Here is a 16,315-nt window from a genome sequence, read left to right as displayed (position 1 = left end):
ACAATTGAATGCGATTGTCGTTACCGATAGTAACCGAGCCTCGCCGGCCGGATCGGATGACCGAAAGGACCGCCGTGCCCCCGTACATGGACCCGTACACCCGATCCGCGGATCACCTCGACCTCCTCAGCGCGGGGCTATGGCAGCACATGGCGCCCCACGTCAGCGCGGCATTGGCCGGCATCGGCGAGAACGACGCCACCATCGTCGAGCTCGGATCCGGCACCGGACTCGGGACCTGCGTCATCGCTCGCACTGCACCGATGGCGCGGATCGTAGCGGTGGAACCGTCCAGCCATCTGCGCGCGGTATTGCTGCATCGAGTCGCGTCCGACAACGACCTACGCTCCCGGGTGACCGTCGAGAACCGGCCGTTCCCGTCGTCCCGCCTCCCCGAGAAGTTCGATGCCCTCGTCATGATCAATTCACTCGGCCACCTCGACTACGCCGAGCGAGCGCAATTGTGGCGGGTGATTGCCGCCGGACTACGGCCTGGAGGATGCGCCGTGATCAATCTTCAAGCGCCCACCACGTCCTCGGCCGTTCCGGAATTCGAGATGGCACGTGAACGCGTCGGCGATCGCGAGTACCACGGCTCCGCTCGGGCCGAGCGCGTGGACGAGCACACCATGATCTGGCACATGACCTACCGAACGAGCGAGGAAGGCCACGAGATCGACGCTGCCGAGGTCGAGTACCGGTGGAACGTCCTCGATGCCGGCACACTCGAATCCGAACTTGCCCAACACAACTTACATGCGAATGCGGCGGGTGACGAACAGTTCGGGGTGTTCGCCATCGAATCGGATGCCAGGCGGCGTTGACCGTCCCCGACGTGGCCGTCGCCGCGGCCTGTGAAATCGGCTGCCATGCAGGGTGATTGACGAGCTCGACGACAGACCGACTTGTCCGCTATGTCCAAATCTGCTACAGCCGAGCATCTTACAGGTCAGAACCACGCTATTGCCGCATCCTGCACGGCGTTTCGGCCCGCTTCGGCATGCTCGGGCCATGACTTGCGCCGAATTTATCGTGCGCTAAGGTTTACGACGCTGCACGGGGGCAATGGGCTGCAGCCCGTTTCGGTCCGGTGCAGCACGTCCCCACCCGAATGCGGACAGCGGGACGTGCCATATGTCGGGGGATATATGTCGCATGAGTTACACCACTTCACCCTGGGGTTCTGGGTCCTACCGCTGGCGTACACCATGGCGGTCGTCGGATCGTATGTGGGCCTGTCGTGCGTCCGACAGTCCCTGAAATTCACTTCGATTCGCGCCACGACGCTATGGCTCGTGATGGCGGCAGTCTCGATCGGCGGGGTCGGCATCTGGCTCATGCACTTCATCGGAATGATGGGTTTCGCCGTGCCCACGTCGCCGATCCGATACGACCTCGCCCTCACGGTGTTCTCCGTGGTACTCGCGGTCATGGCCACGTTGTTCGGGCTCTCGGGGGTGGTCGGGATGCGGCTCCTGTCCACACGTCGGCGCGATCACATGGTGTCACTGACGATCGGGGGGCCTGTGATGGGCGTGCCCGTGAGCCTCATGCATTACAGCGGCATGGCAGCAATTCGAATCCAGGGAACCCTCGAGTACGATCCGATGTTCGTCGCCTCATCGGTGATCATCGGGATCGTCGCATCCACCATCGCTCTGTGGGTTGCCGTCCGCGCCGAACGGATCAGAGCGCGGATCGCTGCGGCCCTCATCATGGGCTGCGCCGTGGTCGCCATGCACTACACCGGCATGGCGGGTGTGCACGCGACGGTCGATCCGACCGCGCCGACGCCGAGCGGTGTGACTGTCCTGGCACTGCTTTTTCCCGCGTTCGTCATCGGTGTGATCGTGTTGGCCGTGCCGATCGTTGCGCTGCTACTCGTCGCCGATCCGGTCGATGCCCATGTCAAGAACTCGATCGAGCGATGGACAGCACCCCACGATCTCGAGACCGTCCCCGAGTACGACCTCAGTGAGGCACCCACCGAGGTGATCATCATTCCGGACGAGTACCGGCAGCCAGACCACCGGCCACAGAACGTCGACCCTTGACGTCCTCCCGGCCGTGAACGACCGGGATTCCTCCTGCAGCACTACGCGCCACTCCGGTGGGTTCCTGTTTCACAGGGACTTACCTCCCGCTAGACGGCAGGATTTACGGTCCCTCCGCAGGCGTTTAACCACTCGGCCCGTCCGGCCGCGTGGATGTTCTTGGCGGCGTTGAGGTCGCGGTCGTGGACCACCCCGCACGCTGTGCACTGCCACTCCCGAATCGAGAGCGGTTTCGGGCCGTCCTTCATCCCGCACGCCGAGCACAGCTGGCTCGATGGGAACCAGCGGTCCACCTTGACGAAGGTGCGCCCGTACCGGGTTGCCTTCTCCTCGAGCAGCCGGGTGAACATCGCCCACCCGGCATCGTGCACCGACTTCGCCAACCGTGTCCGCGCCAACCCGGTGACACACAAGTCCTCGACGAACACCGCTTGGTTCTCGCGGATGATCACCGTGGACTGCTTGTGCGCCCAATCCTTGCGGGCATCGGCCACCGTGGCGTGGGCCCGGGCGACACGGATGCGCGCCTTGACCCTGTTCTTCGATCCCTTCTGTTTGCGGGACAGACTCTGCTGCGCCTTGCGGAGTCTGCGTTCGGCGCGGCGGAAAAACTTCGGGGATTCGATGACCTTCCCGTCCGAGAGCACCGCGAACGTCGTCAAACCCAGATCGATACCGACCTCGAAGTCCACCTCGGGCAGCGGTTCGTCGGTGATCTCCACCACGAACGACGCGAAATAACGACCCGCCGGGTCCTTGATGATGGACACGCTCGACGGCTCCGACGGCAACTCCCGCGACCACGCCACCTTCACCTCGCCGACCTTCGCGATATACAGCTTCCGGTTCGGGCGAAGTGAAAACCCGTTGCGGGTGAGCCGGATCGCCTGCCGGTTGTCCTTGCGGGACTTGAACCGCGGCGCGGCGACCTTGCGGCCCTTGCGCTTGCCTGACATCGAGTCGAACCAGTTACGGTAGGCCACTGCCGAGTCGCGCACCGACTGCACCAGCGCTACCGACGCTACTTCGGCCAGCCACGCCCGTTGTGGGGTCTTCTTCGCTGCGGTGACCACCTGCTTCTGCACGTCGGTATCCGAGAGCGTCACCCCGGCCGCATACGCGTCCTGCCGGACGCGCAGTGCATCGTTGAACACCACCCGCGCGCACCCGAACGACCGGGCCAGCATGTGCTGCTGGCCGGGCGTCGGGTAGACGCGGTACTGGTATCGAAGCTGCACAGCGAGACCATAGCCACGACCACCGACATGATTGATGCGCTGACCCGGCCCTGAAGGACCGGGCTTGCGCGCTACGTTCTCCGGTCACGTGCCGTCATCGCTGTGCTGCGGCCTCGATCGCACGAGTCGTGGCCGCTTCGATCGCCTCGACGACCTTCGGCGGAGCATGAATCGAACCGTTTTCGACCAACTCGTCCATGATCGACTTGACCTGCCGCAAGTACGCGACGCGCTCGGGGAGCGATTCGGTGCTCTCGGCATGCCGCAGCAGCTTCGCCGCCTGGTCGAGCTTACGACGATCCACCGGATCGAGGTACGTCGTACCCTCGCGTTTCGCGGTTCGTTCGGCGGTTGCCCAGGCGACGGTGAGGCGGCGGACCGCATCCCGGTATGCCGCTGCGAACGTCGAATCCGACGGCATCGTCTCGGTACGCAGCGCGGTCGCTTCTTCCATCGCCTCATGGAATGCCGCCGTCGCGGGGTGCGTGATGTCGGTGAGTGCGGGATATCGCATGAGGATCAGTGGTTCGGTCTCGTACGGCAGGTAGGCGAGCAAGATCTCGTCGTGCTTGTTCTTCGCGGACTCCCAGAGTTTCTCTGCGGAGGACGGTGCTGCGAGACCGGCCGACGGCGGTAGCGATTGTGGTGCCTGCTTCGGCGCGGGGTCGTCCGGCTTGGATGGCCGCGACTCCAGCGCCGGGAGTGCAGAGGTCCTCCTGAGCTCGAGGATTATCCGATCACTGACCGGGTTGTTGTGGGGATCGGCCGCGACACAGAAGAACTCTCCGGTGCGCAACGTGATCTGGAGGTAGTAGTGCGATCGCAGGCGGAAATCGTGGTCGGCAGGTACCCAGGTCGAGCTCCCCGCCCACGCGCCGTTGCTCAACTTGACCTTGGTGACGGCCGACCTCCGGAATCGGTAAGTACGAGTCGACCAGTCGCCCAGCATGACCTCGGTCGGACTGATCTGGATCCCCAGTCGCGGCAGCCTGCGGTGGGTCACCGCGAGAACCGCGCCCAGCGTGACCACCATCGGTATCACCAGAGCGAGAGTGGCAAGGAGGTCACCCCGGCCGATTTCCGTCCATGCCCAGCCGCACAGCACGATCACCGCGATGGATGGGACTCCGACCGCGACCGGTAACCATTCCGTGCGGTTGGCGTCGACATACGCACCGAACTGGAGATTGTCGAGATCGCCGCCGACACCACACCCCCCGTCGCTTCGCTCGCCCTGCCCCTCGACCGGAGCCCGCTCCACGTGACGGCGCTCGTCGTCGGACAGCGCGCCGCCGGTCGATGTCCGCAGATGCTCGTCGGGTGCAACCACACTCCGATCTAACTACAAGATCAGTATGCTAGCGTCACCCGATGCCCAAGGTGAGTCGCCGATTCTCACTCCGCGCGGCCGTCACAGGTGCCATCACCGGCGTCGTTTCGTTCACCGGTCTCACGGTCGCGGCCGATACCTCCTCGGTGTTGCTGTACAGCGCAGGTGCCGGTGTCGCTGCACTCGGTGTGGTTGTCGGTTCGCAACGACTCCGCGGATCCACCACCGACTTCATCGAGAACCCGGATCTCGCGGCAGGCGGTCCGCGGCGCGCCAGTGCCATCGATTCACCACATGCAAAGGTCGCAGTAGTCCATTCGGTGGAGACAGAGCTCACGCAGGGTTTCCGGATCGCGAAGTTCGGTGTCACCGTCGTGGATCGCCTGTTCCGCGATGGCTCCTATGTCACGTCCACCCGCGCCATGGCTCCTCCCAAGGTGCTCGAGTCGGCTGTCGGCGAGCGTCGCATGGCCCTTGTCGAGGAAGTGCACCGTCTACCAGGCGCCGTCATCATGCCGTGGAAGGACTCCGAGCTCCAGCAGTACGGCAAGGTGCTGGCCGCCGAGATCCCGGAGGAGATTCCGCCCGAGCGCGTCTACACCGTCCCGCGCGGCGGGGTAGTGTCGCGGACGATGGTCACCGTGTGCTTCTGCACTGCCTTCGCGATTTTCGGTTCTGCGACCGGCCTACTGTTGCCCGACACCGCGGGCCTGAGCTCCGCTTTCTCCTCGGCGGTCACCACAGCCACCGACATCGATACGGGCGCGGACGAGTGGGAGATCACCACCGCCATCGGTCAGTTCGGTCTCGACGCCCTGGCCGCGATGACGGTAATGGCAGAGAAGGACATCCCCGGCAGCACCGAGCATGTCCTCGAAGTCACCTTCTACGGTTTCTGGACCGAACTCGTCGTACTCGATGAGGCGAACGCGCAGCGCGTCGTCTACCACGCCAGCCAGGACTCCAGCGGCAACTACGACCCTGACCGGGTGGACGTCACGCGTGGGGCAATCAACGACAGCGGTGCCCGCGTCCGCAACAGTTTTCCTCTCTCGGTCGTCGATCCCTCAGTCGTAGTCGCGGCGTACGACGAGATCACCACGACTCTGGGGGTCGACCAGACCGGTGACGATCGAGTCGAGATCAGTAAGGAATCACCGGACGCCGAGCCGCTCATCGAAGTGCGCGCCACTGTGGTGGGCGGAAGCGGCACCTACCTGGCCGAGCTCGACGGAACCATCGCCCCGATCTTCGACATCCGCGATACCGCCGCCGCCCTCGAACAGGTCGCCCTCGTCCTGCCGCGTGCCGGCATCGACGCGACAACACCTCGCATCGACTCCCTGTGCATCCCCTGCAGCTCCGACAGGATCGGGCTGACTGTCGGCCCCGCGGTCGACGGTGGGGTCCGGCAGGAGTTTTCGATGAGTTCCGGCACATTTCCGGAGGTGTCGATAGACGAGTCCACTACACCGACACCGGACGAGCTTTTCAGCTTTTCGCAGATCACCGCGGCGCACCTCGATGCCATCGCCGCGGCCAACGGCGAGAGGGTCGGCGCAGAACCGGCCGATATCGACTCGGCGAGGTTCTCGATCACCAAGGAGACACTCCCCGATGCCGATTCCGACGCCCCTCGGGTCCTTCAGGTGAACGTCGAGTTCGCGACGATGACAGGCAGCAGCGCGATCTACCTCCCCGACGGAACGTTCGTCGCCACCGACTAGTCCGGACGCGTGACCGTCGCGATTGGCGGCGCCTCGTCGGGGACCAGCTCGGTGATCAGGGCTTCGACCTTGGCCTGGATCTCATCGCGGATCGGCCGCACGGACTCGACGTCTCGGCCGGCCGGGTCTTCGAGCACCCAATCCCGATAGGACTTGCCCGGGAACACCGGGCACGAATCTCCGCAACCCATGGTGATCACCACGTCGGAGGCCTGAACGGCGTCGACGGTGAGGACCTTCGGATTCTCGGTGGAAATGTCGATCCTCACCTCGGCCATCGCCTCGACAGCGGCGGGGTTCACCTGCTCGGCCGGCGCACTACCGGCCGAGCGAACCTCGATCCGATCGCCGGCCAGCGCAGCGAGGAACCCGGCGGCCATCTGCGAACGGCCGGCGTTGTGCACACACACGAACAGCACCGACGGTGCGCGGGCGGCCGTGGAGTCGGCGGTCATCACTGCAGACATCCTTCCGTAGTAGTCGGGTAGAGACGGCGTCGAGTCCCCACCCTCACGACGCAACAGCGTCGGGCGAGCGGGTGAAGCGTTTACGTAGTGCAAGCGAGACGTAGATCAGCGCGACAAGGACGGGCACCTCGATGAGCGGGCCCACGACACCGGCCAACGCCTGCCCGGACGCGACCCCGAAAGTACCGATCGCCACGGCGATGGCCAGTTCGAAGTTGTTGCCCGCAGCGGTGAACGCCAAGGTGGTGGTTCGCTCGTATCCGAGCCCGATCGCCGCCCCGAACACGAACCCGCCGCCCCACATGAGGACGAAATACGCCAGCAGCGGCAACGCGATCCGTACGACGTCCCACGGCTGCGAGGTGATCTGCTCACCCTGCAGGGCGAACAGGATCACGATGGTGAACAACAATCCGTAGAGTGCCCATGGTCCGATCTTGGGCAGGAACTTCTCCTCGTACCATGCACGGCCCCTGGCTTTTTCGCCGAAGTGGCGGGTGAGGAAGCCGGCAACCAGTGGGATGCCGAGGAAAATCAGCACCGATTCGGCGATCTGCCACGGCGAGACATCGATCGTGGTCTGTTCGAGTCCGAGCCGGCCCGGCAGGATCGACAGGTAGAACCAGCCGAGAACGGCGAACATGATCACCTGGAAGATCGAGTTGATCGCGACCAGCACGGCGGCGGCTTCGCGGTCACCACACGCGAGGTCGTTCCAGATGATGACCATCGCGATGCAGCGGGCCAGGCCGACGATGATCAGGCCTGTGCGGTATTCGGGCAGATCGGGCAGCAGCAACCACGCGAGGGCGAACATCAGCGCCGGGCCGAGCACCCAGTTGAGGATCAGCGAGGAAATCAGCAGCTTGCGATCGCCCGTGACGGTGTCGAGGCGGTCGTAGCGCACCTTCGCCAACACCGGATACATCATGATCAACAGACCCAGTGCGATGGGCAACGAGATGTTGTCGATCTCGATGACGCTCAATGCATCCCCGAGCCCGGGGATCACGCGGCCGAGCAGGAGGCCGACGACCATCGCGATGCCGATCCACACGGCAAGGAACCGGTCGAAGACCGACATCTTTCCTGCAACAGAACGGCTTTCGGTGGATTCCGTCATGAGACGGCTTCCTCGACAGGCTCGGTCGAGGCACAGGCCGAACCGGGCAGCACACCGGATTCAGTGGCGAGCACCGAGGAGAGTTGCTCGAGCGCGGCGGGGATCACGCGGTAGTACACCCAGGTACCGCGGCGCTCACAGTCGAGCAGTCCGGCTTCGCGCAGCACCTTGAGGTGATGCGAGATCGTGGGCTGCGATAGGTCGAAGGCGGGGCTGATATCGCACACACAGCTTTCCCCGCCCTGGTGGCTGGCGACGATGCTGAGCATGCGCAGGCGCACCGGATCACCGAGCGCTTTGAACATGCGGGCCAGGTCGGTGGCCCAATCCGAGGTGAGGGGCTCACGCGACAGGGGCGGGCAGCATGGCTCGTCCCCGCTCGGGATCTGATTCGACATCTGTCTATATTGACTCTTGTCTATTCATTCGTCAATCCGCACTTGTCCGAAGGGGCTCGAATGAGGTCAGGCCTGCGGTGACGCGCCCGCTGCGGTGCTCGGCCGACGCCTGGGCTCCCTCTCGTACAGCGCCGCCCATTCCTTTCGCGACCGGATCGAGGTGTCGACGTCCTGCGCTCGAGCGCGTAGGGCGCCGACAGTGGCGTCGGCTTCAGGAACCACGGCGAACGGGTCCCAGTTGAGAAATCTGCATGCGTTCTGCCACGTGATCTTGTCGATGTCCGAGTCGTCGGCTCCTGCCGACTCGAGCTCTCGGAGAACGAATTCCGGTGCGTCCGGCCACAGCGAATCGGCGTGCGGATAATCGCATTCCCAGGCGATGTTGTCGATGCCGATCTCATGCCGAAGCTTCAGTGAGGTCTTGTCGGTGACGTAGCAGGCGATGACATGCTCGCGGAACACGTCGCTGGGCATCTTGCGGCCGAAATCGCGGCGCAGCCACCGTTGATTCGTGTAGTGGCGGTCGGAGCGGTCGAGAAAGAACGGAATCCAGCCGACACCGCCCTCGGACAACGCCACTTTCAGCTTCGGGAATCTGCGCAGTGCGGGCCCCCACAGAAGATCTTGGATGGCGATCATCGAGATGCTCGGCGCCAACACCATCAAGTTGTCGATCGGGGCGTCCTCGGCGAGACTCAAGGCCCCGAACCCCTGACCGATGTGCAGGTTCATCACCACATCGTTGTCGGACAGAGCCTGGAACACCGGACTCCAGAACTCGATGTCGTGATAGCTGGGCAATCCCGCGACGTGGGGTTGTTCGGCCATCGTCACGGAGTGGCACCCCTTCGCAACGACCCGTTCGATCTCGGCGACCGCGAGTTCCGGGTCCCAGAGCGGCAGGATTGCGAGGGGAATGAAACGCCCCGGGTAGGTGGCCGCCCATTCATCGATGTGCCAGTCGTTGTACGCCTGGATCACTCGGACGGTGATGTCGTCTCGGAAATGGCTCAGATGCCCGGCGCTGAAACCGGTGAACGTCGGAAAGCACATCGAGGCCAGGATTCCGTTGACGTTCATGTCCTTCACCCGTGCGTGAATGTCGTATACGCCCGGGCGCATCTCGGCATATCCCGCGGGATCGTGATCCCATTCCTCGGGAGGCCAGGACACGACAGCGTTCAACCCGGTGACACCGACCTGACGGCCGCGATACAGCCACCGGTCCACTCCGTGGTCGTCAGTGACGATGCGGGGCGCATACTCGGCCCACTTTGCGGGCAGGTGGGCGTCGAACATCTCGGGAGGCTCGACCACGTGGTCATCGATGCTGACCAGGATCATGTCGTCGACATTCACGGAAGCTCCTATCCTGTATGGGGTCCTGGAACAGTGGTGCGCGGTCACATCTTCCGGAAGTCCCAGCTCGTGATCTTCTGCGGGGTAAGCCGTAGCCACGCATGACGACCGTCGAAATGCATCTCGTCACGGCCTGTGTACTTGCGGGCGAACAGTTGCTCCGGTGCGGCCAATTCGGGATCAGGGGCCCCGGAGCGGGGCACATCGCCGACAACGTCGAACCGGCCTCGGATCTCCACTCCCCGCAGTTCGTTGAACTCGTGGCCTGCGTCGATCAGGACTGCACCCTGGGGGTTGCGCTCGAGATCGGTCCACCGCTGGCTCTTCACCACCGAATTGAGCCAGAGCGCCGAGCCGTCCCAGACGAACCACAAGGCGCTCAAGTGTGGGCCGGCCGGCCCGGAGGTCGCGACACGGCATGTGCGTTCTTCGTTCAGAAATGCGTCGACCTCCTCCGGGAGCATGGCAATTCTGCGTCCTCGGCGCTGTTGCTTCATCGGCCCATGAAGAAGCCGACAGTGGGCGTCGCAGCAGGAAAGGAGCCGGACATTCCCGAACTGAAGTAGCCCGAGTCTGCAGTCAGGGTGATACCGCTGATCGCCGCCGCTGCGTCGCTGCACAGGAACAGCAGCGGGTAGGCCTGCTCGATCGGGGCGGCGGGGTCGATTCCGGCCTTCGCGCGGTAGTCGGATCCGAAACCGAGCCACGTCTCCGCATTTGCCCGGGCAAGCGGAGTGTCGGTGGGACCAGGACAGATCGCGTTGATGCGGATCCCCTTCTTGCGTAAGGGAAATGCCTGCGACGCTACGTAGGCGCACACCGCCTGTTTGCTGAACATGTATTCGGCTTTGTCGTGTGCTACCGCCCACGCGGACGCCTCGGTGTAGTCATCGATCGACAGGAACTCCTGCAGCGCTGGGAGGTTCGATTCCCAGCCCAGTCCTGCGGCAGAAGAGATGAAACATATCGCGGAGCCGCTGCGGAGCATGTCGGAGTCCAGCAGGCGTTCGATGACGAGACGATGCCCGAGGAAATTGACGCGTTCGAGATGTGGCGTGCCGTTCGCGACGCCCGCCGCAGCGAGCACCACATCGACGTGGCCGCCGATCTGTGCGATACCGGCCTCGATGGAATCGATATCGGCCAGGTCCAGCAGTACCGCCTTCACGCCGGGTGTGGCAATCGGCGCACAGTCGGCCACGACAACCTCCGCTCCCGCACTGAGCGCGAGTTCTGCTGCAGCGGCGCCCATACCACTGGCACCGCCGACCACGAGAACTCTCTTGCCGTCGAATCGGAAGGCATCGAACAAAGTCATGGTTTCCTCTCCTGTGTTCTACGCGAGGGTGCGGAGCAACGTGCTTGTCGGAACACTGCCCGATTCATGTCACCACGCCCCGGATCTTGAGATCGAGCATGTCGTCCACACTGAAACCGAGCTCGCCGAGGACCTCCTCGCAGTGCTCGTTGAACTCCGGGGCACGACGAGGGGTCGATGCGCATTCGTCGAACTGAACGGGTGCGGCCGCCAGCCGGAACGGGACTCCTTCGGACGTCGCACACTGCTGGATATATCCGTTGGCGTCGGTCTGGGGATCGGCAACGGCCTCCAACGTGTCCTGAACGACGCACCACTGGCCGGTGAAATCGGCAAGTCGCTCCCGCCACTCGGCCAGTGATCGCTCGGCGAACGCATCGTGCAGGATGGCGATCGCCTCACCACAGTGCGCCATCAGAGCGCCATGGTCGACGAAGCGCGGATCGCCGGCCATCTCCGGACGGCCGATCACCTTGCACATCGACGCCCAGTATCGACCGGCCTGGAGACAAGTGAACGAAAGCCATCGTCCGTCCCGGGTCGCGTATTGGCCCGTCAGAGGATTCGACCGGGTGCCGGCAGGAGGCGGGGTCCAGGGTGTGTTCAGCTGCAGCGACAGCGCCAACGCCTGCCCCATCGACCACATCGCTGTGCCCATCAGCGAAACGTCGACGGTGGTGGCCTCACCCGTTCGCTCGCGGTGGAACAAGGCACTTGTGATCCCGCCGGCTATCGTCATGCCGCCGATCGAGTCGCCGAATCCGGGTGCCGGCGGCACCGGGACTTCGCCGTATTCGGGCCGCATCACCCCGGCAGCGACGCCTGCGCGTGCCCAGAATGCGAGGGAGTCGTACGCGCCACGGTCCGCGTCCGGTCCACGTTCACCTTGTCCGGTCCCCCGGACGTAGATGATCTGCGGATTGTGCTTCCGGATATCGGCGACGTCGATCTTCAACTTGGCGCGGACGCTCGGCAGTTTGTTGGTGAGGAAGACGTCCGCGGTCGCGGCGAGCCGACAGAGGATTTCGTGTCCGATCTCGGATGTGAGATCCAGTCCGATGCTGCGCTTTCCACGGTTCGAGTGTTCGAACAGTACATGCACGTCATCAGGCACTACCGCGATTCCGGACGACGCAAGACCCCGCATGGCGTCTCCCCGCGCAACGTGCTCGACCTTGATTACATCTGCGCCCCAATCGGCGAGCAGTGCGGATGCAGCAGGCACAAAGGTATGTTCGGCAACTTCGAGAATCCTCACACCCTGCATGACTCTGGTCACGGGAACCCCTCCTGTTCGTGGCCTGCATTCTCGACGGCCACGCAGACCGCGAAGAGATGCGATCAACGCTCGCATTTTATGATTTCGAAGTATGCGATCATTGATCGCATACTGTCAAGGGGTGGGCGCCGAAGGTGCGGAGGTGGATTCAGATGCCGAGTAGCGATGTTCGGGAGGGTCGCTCGGACGACGGTCGGGAAGTGAGCGCACTGAGGGATCGACGGCCTCACGGCGGCACGTCCGTCCCGGTCAGGAGCGGCGACGAAGCGGAGCCGGGGTCGGCCCTATGGTGGGCCGAGAGGGCATCGACCGAGAGTCGACGCCGGCCACGCCCCGGAGGGCTGTCCACCGAACGCATCGTCGACGCCGCCCTGGATGTACTGCGCGAGGACGGCGTCGAGGCGCTCACTGTGCGTGAGGTTGCAGCACGTCTCGACACTCGAAGCGCATCCCTGTATCGATACATTGCCAGTCGCGACGAGTTGATCGCGCTCATCGCAGATCACGTCATGGGAGAAATCCGCATCGTGTCCACTGGACACGGCTGGCGCGCCGATCTCGAAGCATTGATGCAGGAGATGAGACGCGTGATGGTTTCCCAACCGCTACCATCGTCGGCCGGCCGGAATTTCGGGGGGTACGGACCCAACACCCTGCGCGTCATCGATTCCGCTCTCCGACTACTGCTCGATGCCGGGCTCGAAGCCTCGTATGCCGCGTACGCCACCAGCAGCATGATCCAGTTCGTCGCGGGCGCGGCGAGTATCCAACGGAGCGACGTCGGACGAGGCGCGCACGGCGCCAGCAGGTCCGACGGTTTCACGCTCCTGCTCGAAGGCCTTGACCTCGAACACTTCGGCGCCTTCCGGGTCGCCGGCCACGAGTATCTCGCGGCCACCGCTGATGACGTCTTCTCCCACGGAATCGAGATCTTCCTCGACGGCATCGCCTGCCGTATCCCTCAATAGGCGCACGCCGTATGTCCAGAGAAACACCCGGACAGCTCATTCGTCCTGCCCCGCTCGGGCAATGAACTTGGCGATTCGACCGGCGCGGCTCGAAGCGCTCGGCGCGGTGATGACCTGGTGGATGATCATGTAGCGCGCACCGCGATCCAACTCGGCAAACCTCATCGACGCAATCGCGGATCGCTCCAGTGCCGATGCGAGGTCGGCGGGCACCTCGACCGCTGCCGGGCCGGGATACGCCCGCTCCCAGCGGCCGTCGGATTTCGCCCGCTCCACCTCGGAAAGCCCACAGGCCCGCATTCTCCCCGACGCGATCAGCTCGGTGACGAACCCGACGTTTCGTTGCGACCAGATCGAGCGGGCACGACGCGGAGTGAAAAGTTGCTGGAAAGTGGAGTCATCCAACGTATTGCGGCGTCCGTCGATCCAGCCGCTGCAGAGAGCCTCCTTAAGCGCCTCGGCATAGGACAACGCCGTCGGTTCTGTGGTGCCCTTCTTTGCCAGGACCAACCGCACCCCGTCGGACGAGCCCTCATTCTCATTCAGCCACGCCCGCCACGCGGTCACATCGGGGACGATCAACTGCGCCGGCAGATTCTGCTCTTTCATAAGAGCACCCTCCCACCCATTGCGGTCAGCTACTGACCTCATTCCAGGATCACTTCGATAGCGCCACCGACGCCGCGTCGAGCCGCGCTGCGAGCACACCCGCGGCGCACCGCAGTGGCTCGGGGCCGACGACAGTGAATGGGGCATCGAAACGCAAGACGAACACAAGAAGCCCCGTCCACGACCATGACCCGACAATAATCCGACACGACCGTTCGCTGACCTCTTCCACCACACCGTCGCTCATCCATCGGGCGACCTCGCTCGCCGGTAGGTCGATGACGAATTCTCCAGTGCACGGCCACTGATCCCCCGCCTCCGATCCCTTCGCCCGCGCCTCGATGAACGAGCGCGCATCCGGCGCAGGAAGGGGGCGTGGAGTGAACGGGCCGCCGCCGGGTATCCGAGGAACCAGACGATCCAGACGAAGAATCCGCCAGTCGTCTCGATCCAGATCCCAGGCAATGAGATACCAGAAGCCCTTCCTCGCGACTACTGCGTGCGGTTCGGCACGACGCGGCGGCCGCTCTGTATCGCCGTAGTCGAAACGCAGAATGCGCCGATCTCGAACCGCAGCACTCACGGTTTCCAGAATCTTCGGGTCCACATGGGACGGCGACTCGGAACCGGTGAAACGGATGCCGTCCATCCTGTGGCGGAGCCGCGACGGCATGACCTGGCGGACCGTCGCCAATGCTCGTGTCGCAGCATCGCCGAGATCGATGCCACTGGAAGGCGCGTTGTGCAGCGCGACTGCGATCGCCACGGCCTGTTCGTCGTCGAACAACAGGGGCGGGAGCTCCGATCCGGCAACGAGCCGGTAACCGCCGTCCGGCCCCTTCGTCGAATCGACGTTGTAACCCAGATCGCGCAATCGGTCGACGTCTCGCCGCACCGTCCGTGGGGTCACGCCCAGCCGCTCCGCCAGCAGATGCCCGGACCAAGTGCGCCGCATCTGCAGCAACGACAGCAGCGCCAGCATTCGAGATGAACTTCCAACCATGAGACGAGTCTGCTCCGAATAGAGGACCTTCCCCGTCCTATACCCACGTGATCCTGTGCTCACGGCAGTTCGCCGCCGCTCGAAAACAGCGATCAGAAGGACGAAACATGGTTATCAAGGCCACCACTCACCTCAACTTTCGAGGGACCGCCCGGCAAGCACTCGACTTCTACCAATCAGTCTTCGGTGGGCACGTGTTCGTCTCGACCTATGGTGACGTCGGCATGCCGAAGGATCTCCCCGGTGCCGACAAGGTGGTGTTCGGTCAGGTCGAGAACGAAGACGGCTTCCGCCTCATGGCGTACGACATCCCAGGCCGAGACGACGCCGACATCACTGCCACCGCGGGCACCACCAGCCGTGAGAACGGCGCCACCCTCACGGACCGGACCTTCTTCCAGTCGGTCCGCGGAGAGAATCTCGACGAGATCATGAAGTACTGGGACGCACTGTCGAACGGCGCCGAGATCATCGAGCCGCTCGCCGCGTCGGCCTGGAGTCCTGGATTCGGCATGCTCACCGACCGCTTCGGTGTCACGTGGGTGCTCGACGTGGAATCTCCCTGAATCCACAGAATCCGAACGAGCACACGGGTTGTTCAGTACAAGTAGTCTTCGCCGCTGGCACGCACGGTGACATCGGACAGACTGATGCCCCACGGCTGGTCGATGACATGCACTACGGCGTTCGCGAGATCGTCGGGGGTGATGAGCCAGTACTTGACCGAATCGATGTCGGACAGCTCAGGCGGCAGCGTTCCATCGGTCAGATCTGCAACATGTGCGGCGTATTGCTCAGCGCGTTGCCCGACGAGACCGAAGATAGCGGACTCGTTGACAATCCAGCTCGCGAGATTCGTGCCGGTGATCCCGGTCGGCTTGACGGTTGTCACTTTGATCTTCCCCTTGGACTCGATACGCAACGAGTCGGACAACGCCGTGACCGCAGCCTTGGTGGCACTGTAGACACCCGAGCCTGCGATCCCGGCGTTGCCGTAGATCGATGAGATGTTCACGACCTGTCCGCGCCCTCGAGAGATCATCTGGTCGTAGACCGCGGAGATACCGTTGACGACCCCTTTGATGTTGATGTCGATTGCCTTGTGCCACTTGGTCAATGCCCGTTCATGGTCGGCAAAGTAAGCCAGCGGCATGACGCCGGCGTTGTTGACGAGCACGTCGACCGCTCCGTAGGTGTCGACGGCGTGGCGGACGGCTGCGGCGACTTGGGCGTAGTCGGTGACGTCGGCAACCTGGTAGCTGCCCTCGTAGCCGTTCGCGCGGATGCCGTCGAAGACTTCGGTGAGGGCGTCGCCGTTGATGTCGATGCCGACGACTTTCGCGCCGCCTGCAGCGCACTTCTCGGAGATGAGTTTGCCGAAGCCGCTACCGGCGCCGGTGACCAAGACGACTTTGCCCTGAAGGTGCTGAGACACAATGACT

17 protein-coding genes are annotated in these 16,315 nt (G+C 63.8%); 5 read left to right on the top strand and 12 right to left on the bottom strand.

Translation table 11 applies throughout. From position 1 onward, the window contains the following. Positions 1-56: 56 nt before the first annotated feature. Positions 57-824 (top strand): class I SAM-dependent methyltransferase, encoded by a 768-nt coding sequence (locus tag EV641_RS18500; protein WP_054713069.1) that lies wholly within the window; start codon positions 57-59, stop codon positions 822-824. 324 nt (positions 825-1,148) lie between these two features. Next, the gene (locus tag EV641_RS18495; RefSeq protein WP_132473615.1) at positions 1,149-2,054 is read left to right on the top strand and encodes an MHYT domain-containing protein; all 906 of its coding nucleotides are present in this window, start codon (positions 1,149-1,151) and stop codon (positions 2,052-2,054) included. Between the two features lie 89 nt (positions 2,055-2,143). On the opposite strand, the gene EV641_RS18490 is transcribed toward EV641_RS18495, so the two are convergent. Both EV641_RS18490 and EV641_RS18485 read right to left on the bottom strand, forming a co-directional pair. Next, the gene (locus tag EV641_RS18490) at positions 2,144-3,292 is read right to left on the bottom strand and encodes an RNA-guided endonuclease TnpB family protein (protein WP_132473613.1); all 1,149 of its coding nucleotides are present in this window, start codon (positions 3,290-3,292) and stop codon (positions 2,144-2,146) included. Between the two features lie 94 nt (positions 3,293-3,386). Further along, positions 3,387-4,622 carry a hypothetical protein gene (locus EV641_RS18485; RefSeq protein ID WP_132473611.1) on the bottom strand — a complete coding sequence of 412 codons (1,236 nt, stop codon included), beginning with the start codon at positions 4,620-4,622 and terminating at the stop codon, positions 3,387-3,389. A 41-nt stretch (positions 4,623-4,663) separates the two neighbouring features. Here EV641_RS18485 and EV641_RS18480 point away from each other — a divergent pair, with 41 nt between their 5' ends. Then, a complete protein-coding gene (locus tag EV641_RS18480; protein WP_132473609.1) occupies positions 4,664-6,349 on the top strand; it encodes a hypothetical protein in 1,686 nt (561 codons plus the stop codon). On the opposite strand, the gene EV641_RS18475 is transcribed toward EV641_RS18480, so the two are convergent. From EV641_RS18475 to EV641_RS18445, 7 genes are all read right to left on the bottom strand, one after another. After that, the gene (locus EV641_RS18475; protein ID WP_054713071.1) at positions 6,346-6,804 is read right to left on the bottom strand and encodes an arsenate reductase ArsC; all 459 of its coding nucleotides are present in this window, start codon (positions 6,802-6,804) and stop codon (positions 6,346-6,348) included. The genes EV641_RS18480 and EV641_RS18475 overlap by 4 nt on opposite strands. Positions 6,805-6,859: 55 nt before the next feature. Further along, positions 6,860-7,939: an ACR3 family arsenite efflux transporter gene (gene arsB / locus EV641_RS18470; RefSeq protein WP_132473607.1), complete on the bottom strand. Its 1,080-nt coding sequence runs from the start codon at positions 7,937-7,939 to the stop codon at positions 6,860-6,862. After that, a complete protein-coding gene (locus tag EV641_RS18465) occupies positions 7,936-8,337 on the bottom strand; it encodes a metalloregulator ArsR/SmtB family transcription factor (RefSeq protein WP_132473605.1) in 402 nt (133 codons plus the stop codon). Before EV641_RS18465 ends, arsB begins: the two co-directional genes overlap by 4 nt. A 66-nt stretch (positions 8,338-8,403) precedes the next feature. Further along, positions 8,404-9,696 carry an amidohydrolase family protein gene (locus EV641_RS18460; protein WP_132473603.1) on the bottom strand — a complete coding sequence of 431 codons (1,293 nt, stop codon included), beginning with the start codon at positions 9,694-9,696 and terminating at the stop codon, positions 8,404-8,406. A gap of 44 nt (positions 9,697-9,740) precedes the next feature. Next, on the bottom strand, positions 9,741-10,193 hold the full coding sequence (locus EV641_RS18455) for a pyridoxamine 5'-phosphate oxidase family protein (protein WP_132473601.1): 453 nt from the start codon (positions 10,191-10,193) through the stop codon (positions 9,741-9,743). Beyond that, the gene (locus EV641_RS18450; protein ID WP_132473599.1) at positions 10,190-11,014 is read right to left on the bottom strand and encodes an SDR family oxidoreductase; all 825 of its coding nucleotides are present in this window, start codon (positions 11,012-11,014) and stop codon (positions 10,190-10,192) included. Before EV641_RS18450 ends, EV641_RS18455 begins: the two co-directional genes overlap by 4 nt. Positions 11,015-11,078: 64 nt before the next feature. Next, the gene (locus EV641_RS18445; protein ID WP_132473597.1) at positions 11,079-12,293 is read right to left on the bottom strand and encodes a CoA transferase; all 1,215 of its coding nucleotides are present in this window, start codon (positions 12,291-12,293) and stop codon (positions 11,079-11,081) included. A gap of 200 nt (positions 12,294-12,493) precedes the next feature. Between EV641_RS18445 and EV641_RS18440 the strand changes: the two genes are divergently transcribed. Next, complete coding sequence (locus tag EV641_RS18440) at positions 12,494-13,261, top strand: TetR/AcrR family transcriptional regulator (RefSeq protein WP_241997340.1); 768 nt, start codon at positions 12,494-12,496, stop codon at positions 13,259-13,261. A gap of 36 nt (positions 13,262-13,297) precedes the next feature. Here EV641_RS18440 and EV641_RS18435 read toward each other — a convergent pair whose 3' ends face one another. Both EV641_RS18435 and EV641_RS18430 read right to left on the bottom strand, forming a co-directional pair. Further along, the gene (locus tag EV641_RS18435; protein ID WP_132473593.1) at positions 13,298-13,870 is read right to left on the bottom strand and encodes a YdeI/OmpD-associated family protein; all 573 of its coding nucleotides are present in this window, start codon (positions 13,868-13,870) and stop codon (positions 13,298-13,300) included. 49 nt (positions 13,871-13,919) lie between these two features. Then, positions 13,920-14,873 carry a WYL domain-containing protein gene (locus tag EV641_RS18430; protein WP_132473591.1) on the bottom strand — a complete coding sequence of 318 codons (954 nt, stop codon included), beginning with the start codon at positions 14,871-14,873 and terminating at the stop codon, positions 13,920-13,922. Positions 14,874-14,980: 107 nt separating this feature from the next. On the opposite strand from EV641_RS18430, the gene EV641_RS18425 reads away from it, so the two are divergent. Further along, complete coding sequence (locus tag EV641_RS18425) at positions 14,981-15,439, top strand: VOC family protein (protein ID WP_132473589.1); 459 nt, start codon at positions 14,981-14,983, stop codon at positions 15,437-15,439. Positions 15,440-15,471: 32 nt separating this feature from the next. Here EV641_RS18425 and EV641_RS18420 read toward each other — a convergent pair whose 3' ends face one another. Beyond that, complete coding sequence (locus tag EV641_RS18420; protein WP_132473587.1) at positions 15,472-16,308, bottom strand: SDR family oxidoreductase; 837 nt, start codon at positions 16,306-16,308, stop codon at positions 15,472-15,474. Positions 16,309-16,315: the final 7 nt, after the last annotated feature.

The organism is Rhodococcus sp. SMB37, assembly GCF_004345605.1.
GTDB lineage: Bacteria > Actinomycetota > Actinomycetes > Mycobacteriales > Mycobacteriaceae > Rhodococcus.
The sequence above is the reverse complement of the archived record's forward strand: the minus strand, read 5'-3'. Positions and strand labels throughout refer to the sequence as shown.

Excerpts from the sequence above, each read along its gene's own strand:
- EV641_RS18500 (WP_054713069.1), top strand. The coding sequence starts at position 57 with ATGACCGAAAGGACCGCCGTGCCCCCGTACATGGACCCGTACACCCGA.
- EV641_RS18495 (WP_132473615.1), top strand. The coding sequence starts at position 1,149 with ATGTCGCATGAGTTACACCACTTCACCCTGGGGTTCTGGGTCCTACCG.
- EV641_RS18480 (WP_132473609.1), top strand. The coding sequence starts at position 4,664 with ATGCCCAAGGTGAGTCGCCGATTCTCACTCCGCGCGGCCGTCACAGGT.
- EV641_RS18475 (WP_054713071.1), bottom strand. The coding sequence starts at position 6,804 with ATGACCGCCGACTCCACGGCCGCCCGCGCACCGTCGGTGCTGTTCGTG.
- arsB (WP_132473607.1), bottom strand. The coding sequence starts at position 7,939 with ATGACGGAATCCACCGAAAGCCGTTCTGTTGCAGGAAAGATGTCGGTC.
- EV641_RS18465 (WP_132473605.1), bottom strand. The coding sequence starts at position 8,337 with ATGTCGAATCAGATCCCGAGCGGGGACGAGCCATGCTGCCCGCCCCTG.
- EV641_RS18455 (WP_132473601.1), bottom strand. The coding sequence starts at position 10,193 with ATGAAGCAACAGCGCCGAGGACGCAGAATTGCCATGCTCCCGGAGGAG.
- EV641_RS18450 (WP_132473599.1), bottom strand. The coding sequence starts at position 11,014 with ATGACTTTGTTCGATGCCTTCCGATTCGACGGCAAGAGAGTTCTCGTG.
- EV641_RS18435 (WP_132473593.1), bottom strand. The coding sequence starts at position 13,870 with ATGAAAGAGCAGAATCTGCCGGCGCAGTTGATCGTCCCCGATGTGACC.
- EV641_RS18430 (WP_132473591.1), bottom strand. The coding sequence starts at position 14,873 with ATGGTTGGAAGTTCATCTCGAATGCTGGCGCTGCTGTCGTTGCTGCAG.
- EV641_RS18425 (WP_132473589.1), top strand. The coding sequence starts at position 14,981 with ATGGTTATCAAGGCCACCACTCACCTCAACTTTCGAGGGACCGCCCGG.